Raw genomic sequence first — 10,056 nt, 5'->3', positions numbered from 1 at the left:
CGCTGCAACGGTTTTCAATCGATCCGTGCTGGTCTGATGGCTGTGGCACACGACATCAGCCGAATGCTCGACTGGGTTGGCATCAGCCTTGCGGAAACGGGATGAATGGACTTTCAGTCAGCCCTGGCCGCGGCTCAAGATGAATTTGACTATGCGTGATTTGGCTAGGGTCTTCCTGGTCTGCCCTGATAGGCCAGAATGCCTTCGAGCACGGATGAAATTCTGAAGGATCCAGGCACTTTTTTCTCGGTTGACCAGGGCAGCGGCCAAGCGGGATTTCGCCGGCGCCCAAGGCGACGCGAGTTGCGTTGCCCAGCCCACCCCGAACAACAGTTGGGCGGCACTGGCAGAAAGTATTACTTGCATCTGCTGACCTCAGAAGAGCTGAAGCAGCGGGGCATGCCTGGCAAGACCGCTCGGCTGGTGATTCAGGCCCATCCAGTGTTGGTGCTCAACAACGAATGGCTGGAAGAGCTCTTTTGCCCTGATTGCGGCACCAGCCGTTGGTGCCACATCACCCGGCATAGCAGGCACGAGCACCGCGTCCGTTGGGCACCGCGGGAGCTGTGGCAGCAGGTGGCTCATGTGGATCCGGTGGTGAGCAATCCGAGTGTGAGCGAGTTCAGCCGCCGGGAGGCCCGCCGTCACCAGCGCAAACGGGCTGATGGTGCCGCTGTGTTTGATTCCGATCTGATGAACAGAAGACCGTGATCAAGCCTTGACGGTTAAACCCAAGCAAGGCCGCAAGCCGCAGCATCCTTCAGCCCTGGACAACCTCCACCGGGTTTGTCGCCCTGGACCGCCCGCTATCCCCGCCCCGCAGCCACTCGGGCACCAACTGCTCCAGCACGTCGAGGGCGCCGGCGGCGTCCAGACTGTGAATTGCGCTTTCGGCGTCGATCTGTTCACGAAACCGGGGCAACCCCAGGCTGGCGGACGATCAGGAGCCAATGCGGGTCAGCCTTGATGCCCTCCGAGTTTGGCTTCCCTTGGCAGGCCCTGCCTCGAATGGTTGGCTTATTCCAGTGCTGGCCTCATTCCCAGGGCGGCCGCAGCTTTCAACATCTGCCCGTCGAAGCTGGCCAGCTGGGTGCAGCGACTGTGCAGCGCCGCCGCCAGATGCAGCGAATCACCGGCACGGAGGCTGATGGCTGGATCCTGAAGCAGCTCGGCTGCCTGAGGGAAGCGATCGCGTTTGAGCGAGCGCAGTTCAACACCGCTCTGCAGCAGGCGCTCGAACTGCTCCCCAGCCGCCTGGCTGATCTCAGGGCTGAGACCGTGATGGCGCTGCTTGATACCCAGAGCGCTGTGGGTCTCGGTGATCAGCCAATCGCTGCTGATCAGAGGTTCGCGGCACTGCGCAAACCAGTCGAGAGCCTGCGGGCTGCGATCTTCTGGCGTCACGGGAGTGATCAACGACGGGTGGCGCTCTCGTCCATGGGGGAGGGTCGGAGCGCCCCCACACTCAGCCCACCACAGCGTGAGGTGCAGATCATGTGGTGCTTGCCCTCGCTGCCGCGCTGTGCCGCACCAACGGGGGAACTCCTGCTCAAAGGCGGGCTCAGACCTGGGAGTTGTTTTGCAACAGGCGCACCAACATGCGGCGCTGGTGGTCTTGACCACCAAAGAACATGGCCAGCACCTGGATTTGCCGCTGCTCAGCGCGTGGACGAAACCAATAGACGGCACGATCCAGAACCAGATGGCGAAGGCCAGGCAGGAGATCATCGTGTGATTCTCCACGAAGGGGAGCTGTGGCCAACCGTTCGGCCGCGGTGATGATCGCCTCGATGCGCACCTGTGCGTGCCGATTGGACTCCGCCAGTGGTTCTCCAAAGCCGCAGTAGGCCTGTGTCAGATACTCGGTGATCAGCACCAGATCGTTGATCGCTTCTGCGGCGAAGACCACCGTCCACGGAGCCTCGCTCATCGGGGCTGCGACGCCAACCTGGCCCGCAGTTGATCGGCAGAGATGAAGGACCCATTGGCGCGCTGCTGCAGCAAGGCCTGCAGTGCGGCTCGATCGGCTTGGGCATCAGCATCCTGCTGCCGCAGCAGGTCAAGGCCTTGCTGCAGCACAGCACTCACTGATGGGAAGCGACCAGCGTCCACCAACGCTTTGGCAAAAGCATGCTGATCTTCGCGGAGAGACACTGAACTCTTGATGACCACTGGAGCACCATCCACACGTCGTCCCAAGTGTGACTGAGTAGCACCACTCGGTCAAGAGCCCGCGCCAGGCGCCCCATTGCTGCGGGAGCTGGAGGGCGATCAAACCAGCCGCAGCTGCCACATCCGCGGCCGGAAAGCCGTTTTGGCAGCACCCCCTACACCCCACAATCCGCCCGTTTGCGCGCAACGATCTGGGGCACAACCCAGGCGCCGGTGCTGCCGGTGGCCCGCCAGAGGGTGAGGCGCAGGGCGTCGCGGAGGAGCTTGCGGTGTTCGCTGGGGAGCAGGAGCCTGGCGGTGCTGGAGCCAATTTGCCAAAGCCGTGATCTGGGTAACTGTGTCGTAGCCCTGTAGCAATTCAGGCATGGGCTGCGGTGGTGGCGAAGCGCGGGGGCAGCGAATCAGCAGGTGCGCTGGCTCCAGCGACCGGCCCGGACGGGGATGCTCTTGCAGCACTTGCTGCCGGAAGTGCTTGGCCTGCTCGAGACGCGCCGATCCGCCATCAAGCACCACGATCAGATCTGCGGGGCGGCCAGAGCCCATGCCCTGTGGGGTGTGGAACACCATCCAAGGCCCAATGGCCAAGGCCAGAACACCTCTAAGAGGGAGCGCATGCAACAACACAACAGGGGATATCTCAAGCCGGGACAGTCCTGATCGATAGAGAACAATGCAAGGAGATCACGGCTGCCGTGGAGAATTCAGCCTGCTGAGAAAAGACAACCTCCATCAAGGCTCAACCAATACAGAGGAATGGTTGCTGTATTTCTGCTCGAGCCTCTGAAACACAGTTTCGGCGCTCTGCCCAGCGCCGCTTCATGATGCTGCTCCTCATGCTCGAGGAGTAGCAGGGTATCGCGCACAACCTCGCTGGCACGTGCGTAGCGGCCACCACTGATCTGATCCTTGATGAACTGCTCGAAATGGGAACCAACGACGTAACTGGAAGGCATCACCGCCCGGGGATAACCAAATCGACGCTATTAATGTTTGATAGCCGCGGCAGGACAAGAAAGCTCAAGCCACTCCCCCGTACTCTTCCAGCAGTGAGATTACGTCTCGGACTCGCCTGGCATTGCGTTCGGAGGGGTCGAGCTGGTGTCGGAGCTGGACAAGATTGCACTGAGCTTGCTGCTGAGCTCGTCGAGCCGCTCGTCTTCTTTCTCGAGTCGTTTCAGCCTCTGCTCGATCGCGTAGCGCTCCACGTCGACGTCGATCGTTGGATGCCAATTGAGCTTCTGCAAGAGCCGTCGCCACGGCGGCAGCGATGCAAGGAATACCTGCTTGCTGCGGTAGGTCGACGGAAGCGGCTCCCAGGAGGTCGACATGGGCGTAATTGGTAAAAAGCGTGATTAGGGCGAGGAGCAGGGCGGCGAAAACCGTGATCCAGCCTTGACGGTCAAATCCAAGCAACACCGTAGCCAGCCCAAACCTTGAGCACAGTTTAGAACGTCTGTACTAACAAGGGCATCCGTGGAAGCACGGATCGAGTCGATGGCCAGACCTGAATTACCGCGTCCTCCTCTCTGGCGATCAACCGAGCCATTCCTGCGGAAGGTTAGCGATGGCACGAAACTCAGGATCCTTGTGCAGCAGGGTGGCGCCCACCTGCTGCGCGGCCGGCGCGATCCAGGCAGCAGCCAACGAGAGGGAATGACGGGCCTTGATGCTGGCGGCTTGCTCGAGCAGCGGCTCTGAGGCGTCCACCCATTGCAGCGGCAGGGCCTTGAGTTGCTCATAGGCCAGGCGGCCGGCGCGCTCGTCTTCGTCTTTCCAGACGCGGTAAAGCACCTCGATCCGGCTGAGAAAGCAGGCGTTGCAGCGCCCTGGTTGCTCAAGCGCTTCTTCAACCCGTGCGGCACCGGGTTCGTCGTCGCGCAGGGTGAGCAGCGCCGATGTGTCGAGCAGGAGTAGCGATCCCATCTGGCACTCAAGTCAGCTAGCAGGACATCAGTGGCCAGCCGCCTGCTCGGCCTGCCGCTCGGCTTCGCGATCAGCAAGCAAGCGCTGGCTGGAGCTACCACGCCGGCCCATGCCGCGAAAGGCTTTGACCGGCGAGAGATCCACCGGCACCACCCGGATGGAGCCATCGGCTTCAACGATCCATTCCAACCGCTGGGATGGTCCAAGGGAGAAGCGCGCCCGAATCGGAGCAGGGATCACGGTTTGCCCCCGGGCGGTGATGGTGCTGCGCATGGCCTACAGCAGCCGCATGAATTACCGAACATTAGCCGGGATCATTCACGGGATGGGTGGCATCGCGCAGGCTGAGGCGAGCAGGGAAACTGCCACGTTCCCCAAGCTCACAGCAAGGTCATCAGCTCATCACGGGAGAGCTTCACCTGGCGCAGGATGCTGTTCAACAATCCAGGTCCAATCGCTTCCCCTGCGTGCATCGGCAGCACCGTGGTTCTTCCATCGGGATGCCGAAGAAAGAAATGGCTACCCCTCACACGCAGAGTTTCAAAGCCCAGTTGCTGCAGAACCTTCAGAAGTCGCTTGCCGGTAATGGCAGGGATTTTGCTCACGCCTCAACGCACACGCGCTGCACGCCAACAAAATCCAGCTCTCCTGCTGGTTCGCCTTCCACATCGAGATAAAGCTCAATCGCTTCGCGAACACGTTCCATCAACTGATCCAGTGAGCGCGCCTGGGTGTGACAACCCGGCAGGCTGGGTACGGTTGCCACGAAGTACCCCTCCGCGTCACGCTCAACAAGAACGTTGAACTGTCGTGTCATGACCAAAGCTGGTGGTGTATTCAGGCTAGGGCCGCAGGCTTCCTTCAGGAGTGATCAAAAGGAGCGGGGCAACCCCCTATCAACTTTGCCCGCGCGTGCCTGGGGGATGGCAGCGCCACAGCCACAACGCCAAAGCACCGGTTTATGCGCATAAAAGCATTCTCGAGGCCGCAAAAAGCAAGCAACTGAGCTCACTCCTCACTGCAGACCGCCAACGGGATGGCCCTTGTCACCTGTCTGCATTTTGTACAAGCTGTACACAATCCAGAGCCTTGGGGTTGCCGGCATCTCCACCCCGCTGCCACTCGGGCACCAGCTGCTCCAGCTGCGCCAGGGCGGCCTCTACATCCTGGCGGGTGATGGCCGCTTGCAGGGCATCGAGCTGGGGCCAGAGCTCTGCGGGGGGGATGGACCGTTCGCGGGCTCGGTAGATCAGGGGGTGGGCGGTGGCTTCTGATTCGGCATCAATCAGCAGCTCTTCGTAGAGCTTCTCGCCGGGGCGCAGGCCGGTGCACAGGATCTCGATGTCGCCATCGGGATGGGTGGCATCGCGCAGGCTGAGGCCGCTGAGGCGCACCATCTGCTCAGCCAAATCTTTAATGCGCACCGGGTCACCCATATCCAGCAGAAACACATCGCCGCCTTCCGCCAGCACAGCGGCCTGGAGCACCAGCTGGGCGGCCTCTGGGATGGTCATGAAGTAGCGGATGATCTCCGGGTGGGTGAGAGTGATCGGCCCGCCGGCAGCGATCTGGCGGCGGAACAAGGGCACCACAGACCCAGAGGAGCCCAAGACATTGCCAAAGCGCACCATGGCCAGCCGGGTGCCGGGGCGACGGCCGCCATTAAGCGCGGACGCTGCGATTTCATGGGCACTGGCCTGCACTACCAGCTCGGCCAGGCGTTTGGAGGCACCCATCACGTTGGTGGGGCGCACGGCCTTATCGGTGGAAATCAGCACCAGCTGCTGCAGGCCCAAGCGCTGGGCCACACCACACAGAACGCGGGTGGAGAGCACGTTGTTTTCCAGGCCCTGGAGTGGATTGGCCTCCACCAGGGGCACGTGCTTGTAGGCAGCCGCGTGGAACACCACCTGCACGCCGTAATCGGCCAGCACCCGCTCCACTAGAGCCGCATCGGCGGCGCTGCCAAGCACGGCCGTGAGCTGGGTGGTGGGCGGAAGCAGGGGCTGGAGCTCCTGCTGGATGGCATAGAGGCTGGGTTCGCTGCGCTCAAGCAGCACCAAGTGACGGGGCGCCAACCGCAGGATCTGGCGGCAGAGCTCGGCGCCGATGGAACCGCCTGCGCCGGTGACGCAAACACAGCTGGCGGTGATGCCGGGGCCCAGCAACCCGAGATCAGGGGGCACGGCATCGCGGCCGAGCAGCTCTTCGATGGCCACGGGGCGCAGGGCATCGATGCGGGTGCGACCTGAGGTGATCTCCTCCACCGAGGGCACCTGGAGCAGCGGCAGGCCGAGCTCCTGAACCTCATCCACGATGCGGCGTCGACGGCTGCGGCTGAGCGATGGAATCGCCAACAACACCTGATCGAGCTCACTGGCCCGCTGGCGCAACACCTGAGGCGGATGAATGGGGGTGCCGTTGATGGTGCGGCGCCAGAGCTGGGGATCGCCGTCGAGAAAGAGTTCCACGCTGTAGGTGCCGGCCAAGCGCAGGGCAGCAGCCAGCTGCACTCCTGCGGCACCGGCGCCATAAATGGCCACGCGGCTGACTCCTCTAAGAGGCTTGCTCTGGAGGCTGAGCAGACCATCGCGCAGGGCAAAGCGCACGGCACCGGTGAACACCGTGAGCAGGATCCAGAGCAGGATCCAGCTGCTGCGGGGTGGCAGCGGCAGCCGCGCCATCAGGCCGGTGAGGGCCAGCAGCACCACCAGCAGGCCATTGCGGCCGGCGATGCGATAGAAGGCCAGGCTGCCCACATAGCGGGTGAGGCCTTTGTATTGGCCGGTGAGGGCATAGAGCGGCAGGCCGATCATCAGGGCCGCGGGCAGCAGCCAGAGGCTGGCGGCGAAGGTGGCTGTGAAGGGATGGGCCAGGCGCAGCCAGAAGCTGAGCCACACCGCCAGCGGGATCAGCAGGGCATCGGTGGCGATCAGCAGCAGCCGGCGGCTGAGAGGCGCCAACTGCAGCAACTTGAAGTGGAACGATCGAATAGCCATAAAAAAAGCCCCTGCCGCGATCGCGACAGGGGCTCAGGAGAACGGGTGGACGCGAAGGCGGTCAGGCAGTCGACCCGCCAGCGAGATCAGCGAGCTCGGTAGCAATCAGCTGTAGGAATCTCCTGTGGAGGGGGGTGGGGTCGAGCCAGACAAGTGCTCCCGCTCGAAGCGCTCGAGCCTGGAGTTGGCTTGCTCGAGCCGCGCGATCTCGCTCTCGAGCTGTTTCATCCGCTTCTCGTGCTCGATCTTCCTGTTCTCGTACTCGATCTTCCTGCGCTCGAATTCGATCTCGCGAATCTCGTATTCGACGACGGGATGCCAATTGAGCCTCGACAACCAGCGTCGCCAGCGAGGCAGCGAGGACAGAAACTCCGATTTGCTTATTGAGCTGGAGGGTTGGGCCCCAAAAGAAGTCGACATGGTCATAACCCGTGAAAAGTGTGATCAGGGCGAGCAGAAGGCCAGCAATGAGCGTGATCGCGCCCTGTAGGTCAAATCCCAAAACCACCGTAGCCAGCCCAAACCCTGAACACAGAATAGTACAAATAGACTAGCAGGGCATCCGTGGAATCACGGGTGGCCCGCCCCGCGGCCTGAAGCCCTACACCCCGCAATCTGCCCGTTTGCGTGCCAGCGCATCAGGAACCAGCCAGGCGCCGGTGCTCCCAGTGGCCCGCCAAAGGGTGAGGCGCAGGGCATCCCGAAGAAGCTTGCGGCGTTCAGCGGAGCTGGGGGTAGGCCAATCGGCCGTGCCAACGCGAATGCCCTGGCTGCCAAGGGCAATACGGGCGAGGATCAATGCGCGGGCGGTGTGATCGGGATCGGTGGCAATCCACACCATGGCACTGCGGGGAAAGGGCTGGTGGCGCAACCAGTGGGCGAGGGCGGTGATCTGGGTGGCGGTGTCGAAGCCCTGGAGCAGTTCGGGGGTGGGCTGGGGCGGGAGCGTACCTCTTGGGCAGCGGATTAGCAGGCGGCGAGGCGGCTGAGACAGCGCTTGGCCAATGCGATCGGCTGCGGCAAAGCGACCTGAGCCACCATCCAGCACCACCACCAGATCGCTACCGGCACCAGACGTCGGAACCGGAGTAACAAGCGGGACAATCAAGGGCCAGGCCAGCCACAACCCTGCAGCCGAAGATCCAAGCAACAGAGCAACCAACACCTGGCGACGCTTCTGGCCAAGCAGCACTACCGGGAACCTCGCTTCACCACGGTTCGCACCACCTCCGCGTAACTGGCCATTTGCTCAGGGGTGATGGTGGGATGCACTAAAAACATCAAGCTGGTTTCACCAAGTAAGCGGGCAACGGGTAGCCGCTCGGCTGGAGCCAGGCCCTTCAGGCCCTTGGCAATGGTCAGAAACGCTGCTTAGCAGCTCAGTTCTCTAGAAACGTCTCCACACTGATACCCGCTTGGCGCAGGATGGCGCGAAGGGTTCCCTCGGGCATGTCACCAGGGTGGTTCGGAATCGTGGTGTAGCGATTGCCGGAACGTTGGTACCAGATCTCGTGGGAACCAGCTGCTTGGCGGTCAAACGCAAAGCCGAAGAGCTTCAAACGCTTGGTGACATCGCGGTAGCGATAACCAGACAGACGACCCACTACGCGCTCAGGACAACGGGAAGCTCAAAGGACTGCGCGAGGGGAGCAGAAGCTTCAAGTTCACCCCGATCAAGCCGCGCTTCGTGAAGCTTTTTGGCTACATCACGGGCAATCTCGAGGGTCTCCGTCACGGTGCGCCCCTGGGCGACCAGACCAGGAATGCTTCCACAGGTGGCCAGGTAGCCACCCTCAGGCAGCCGCTCCAAATGAAAGTTGACGAGCCATTCAGCCACGATGGAGGTCTCGGAGGGGCATTTCAATTTAGGAAGACAATTGTTCCAGGTAGCTGGCGGCGAGGAGCAGGGCGGCGAAAACCGTGATCCAGCCTTGACGGTCAAATCCCAAAACCACCGTAGCCAGCCCAAACCCTGAACACAGGATAGTACAAAGAAACTAGCAAGGCATCCGTGAAATCACGGGTTACCGCCGCCGGCACCACACCTAAACCCCAAAATCCACCCGTTTGCGGGCAACAACCTGGGGCACAAGCCAGGCGCCGGTGCTCCCAGTGGCGCGCCAAAGGGTGAGGCGCGGGACATCCCGGAGAAGCTTGCGGCGTTCAGCGGAGCTGGGGGTAGGCAAATCGGCCGGGCCAACGCGAATACCCTGAGTGCCGAGGGCAATGCGGGCGAGGACTACGGCGCGGGCGGTGTGATCAGGATCGGTGGCAATCCACACCCGAGAACTGCAGGGCGAGGGCTGGTGGCGCAACCAGTGGGCGAGGGCGGTGATCTGGGGGCGGTGTCGAAGCCCAGTAGCAGTTCGGGGGTGGGCTGGGGTGGCGGCTTACCCGTGGGGCAGCGGATTAGCAGGCGCCGGGGGGAAAGCCGTGCTGACAGAACCCCTCCAACACCCCATCCGCCCGTTTGCAGGCAACACCTGAGGCACCAGCCAGGCGCCGGTGCTGCTCAGCTGAATTCGCCGTATTCGAGCAGGAAGCTGATCAGCCCTCGGAGTTGTTGGGTGTGTTCTGGGGTGGGGGCGAGCTGGTGCTGGAGCTGAACAAGAGCGCATCGATTTTGAAATTGAGCTCGTCGAGCCGCTCGGTCTCGCTCTTGAGCTGCCTCATCCGCTGCTCGTGCGCGATCTTCCTTTGCTCGTCGTCTTTCCTCAGCTGCGCGTCCTCGCTCCTCAGCTGCTTCATCCTCTGCTCGTGCGCGATCTTCCGCTTCTCGAACTCGATCTCTCTGCGATCGAACTCGATCTCTCTCAGCTCGTAGTCGACAACGGGTCGCCAGTTGAGCATCGCCAAGCAGCGGCGGAACCAAGGCAACGAGGAGTAGTACTCCGACTTGCTGATTGAGGGCGACGGCGCCGATGAAGGGGATGTGGACATGGCTGTACGACGTGAAAAGCGT

17 protein-coding genes are annotated in these 10,056 nt (G+C 62.3%); 1 reads left to right on the top strand and 16 read right to left on the bottom strand.

Annotation, left to right across the window (positions count from 1 at the left end; genetic code table 11):
- Positions 1-399 precede the first annotated feature (399 nt).
- Complete coding sequence (locus KBY57_RS13860) at positions 400-711, top strand: hypothetical protein (protein WP_254996487.1); 312 nt, start codon at positions 400-402, stop codon at positions 709-711.
- 49 nt (positions 712-760) lie between these two features.
- Here KBY57_RS13860 and KBY57_RS13855 read toward each other — a convergent pair whose 3' ends face one another.
- From KBY57_RS13855 to KBY57_RS13780, 16 genes are all read right to left on the bottom strand, one after another.
- Positions 761-922, bottom strand: coding sequence for a hypothetical protein (locus KBY57_RS13855; protein ID WP_254996486.1), 162 nt, complete (start codon positions 920-922; stop codon positions 761-763).
- A gap of 95 nt (positions 923-1,017) precedes the next feature.
- Positions 1,018-1,404 carry a type II toxin-antitoxin system VapC family toxin gene (locus KBY57_RS13850; RefSeq protein ID WP_254996485.1) on the bottom strand — a complete coding sequence of 129 codons (387 nt, stop codon included), beginning with the start codon at positions 1,402-1,404 and terminating at the stop codon, positions 1,018-1,020.
- Between the two features lie 157 nt (positions 1,405-1,561).
- Positions 1,562-1,909: a type II toxin-antitoxin system RelE/ParE family toxin gene (locus KBY57_RS13845; protein ID WP_254996484.1), complete on the bottom strand. Its 348-nt coding sequence runs from the start codon at positions 1,907-1,909 to the stop codon at positions 1,562-1,564.
- 17 nt (positions 1,910-1,926) lie between these two features.
- Positions 1,927-2,154, bottom strand: coding sequence for a type II toxin-antitoxin system ParD family antitoxin (locus KBY57_RS13840; protein WP_254996483.1), 228 nt, complete (start codon positions 2,152-2,154; stop codon positions 1,927-1,929).
- Positions 2,155-2,873: 719 nt separating this feature from the next.
- Positions 2,874-3,125, bottom strand: coding sequence for a type II toxin-antitoxin system ParD family antitoxin (locus KBY57_RS13835; protein WP_254996481.1), 252 nt, complete (start codon positions 3,123-3,125; stop codon positions 2,874-2,876).
- 99 nt (positions 3,126-3,224) lie between these two features.
- The gene (locus KBY57_RS13830) at positions 3,225-3,500 is read right to left on the bottom strand and encodes a hypothetical protein (protein WP_254996480.1); all 276 of its coding nucleotides are present in this window, start codon (positions 3,498-3,500) and stop codon (positions 3,225-3,227) included.
- Between the two features lie 205 nt (positions 3,501-3,705).
- Positions 3,706-4,095 (bottom strand): PIN domain-containing protein, encoded by a 390-nt coding sequence (locus KBY57_RS13825; RefSeq protein WP_254996479.1) that lies wholly within the window; start codon positions 4,093-4,095, stop codon positions 3,706-3,708.
- 27 nt (positions 4,096-4,122) lie between these two features.
- On the bottom strand, positions 4,123-4,368 hold the full coding sequence (locus tag KBY57_RS13820) for an AbrB/MazE/SpoVT family DNA-binding domain-containing protein (RefSeq protein WP_254996477.1): 246 nt from the start codon (positions 4,366-4,368) through the stop codon (positions 4,123-4,125).
- A 107-nt stretch (positions 4,369-4,475) separates the two neighbouring features.
- A complete protein-coding gene (locus tag KBY57_RS13815) occupies positions 4,476-4,700 on the bottom strand; it encodes a type II toxin-antitoxin system HicA family toxin (protein WP_254996476.1) in 225 nt (74 codons plus the stop codon).
- Positions 4,697-4,912, bottom strand: a complete 216-nt coding sequence (locus KBY57_RS13810) for a type II toxin-antitoxin system HicB family antitoxin (protein ID WP_254996475.1) — start codon at positions 4,910-4,912, stop codon at positions 4,697-4,699. The genes KBY57_RS13815 and KBY57_RS13810 overlap by 4 nt, the downstream gene beginning before the upstream one ends.
- Before the next feature lie 229 nt (positions 4,913-5,141).
- The gene (locus tag KBY57_RS13805) at positions 5,142-7,094 is read right to left on the bottom strand and encodes a polysaccharide biosynthesis protein (RefSeq protein WP_254996473.1); all 1,953 of its coding nucleotides are present in this window, start codon (positions 7,092-7,094) and stop codon (positions 5,142-5,144) included.
- Between the two features lie 105 nt (positions 7,095-7,199).
- On the bottom strand, positions 7,200-7,514 hold the full coding sequence (locus KBY57_RS13800) for a hypothetical protein (protein WP_254996454.1): 315 nt from the start codon (positions 7,512-7,514) through the stop codon (positions 7,200-7,202).
- A gap of 181 nt (positions 7,515-7,695) precedes the next feature.
- Positions 7,696-8,202 (bottom strand): hypothetical protein, encoded by a 507-nt coding sequence (locus KBY57_RS13795; protein ID WP_254996471.1) that lies wholly within the window; start codon positions 8,200-8,202, stop codon positions 7,696-7,698.
- 271 nt (positions 8,203-8,473) lie between these two features.
- Positions 8,474-8,698: a type II toxin-antitoxin system HicA family toxin gene (locus KBY57_RS13790; RefSeq protein WP_106501047.1), complete on the bottom strand. Its 225-nt coding sequence runs from the start codon at positions 8,696-8,698 to the stop codon at positions 8,474-8,476.
- Entirely contained in the window at positions 8,698-8,931 is a 234-nt protein-coding gene (locus KBY57_RS13785) for a type II toxin-antitoxin system HicB family antitoxin (protein WP_254996469.1), read from the bottom strand. Before KBY57_RS13785 ends, KBY57_RS13790 begins: the two co-directional genes overlap by 1 nt.
- Positions 8,932-9,641: 710 nt before the next feature.
- Positions 9,642-9,950, bottom strand: a complete 309-nt coding sequence (locus tag KBY57_RS13780; RefSeq protein ID WP_254996468.1) for a hypothetical protein — start codon at positions 9,948-9,950, stop codon at positions 9,642-9,644.
- Between the last annotated feature and the right edge of the window lie 106 nt (positions 9,951-10,056).

Source organism: Cyanobium sp. Aljojuca 7D2 (assembly GCF_024346415.1).
Lineage (GTDB): Bacteria > Cyanobacteriota > Cyanobacteriia > PCC-6307 > Cyanobiaceae > Cyanobium_A.
The sequence above is the reverse complement of the archived record's forward strand: the minus strand, read 5'-3'. Positions and strand labels throughout refer to the sequence as shown.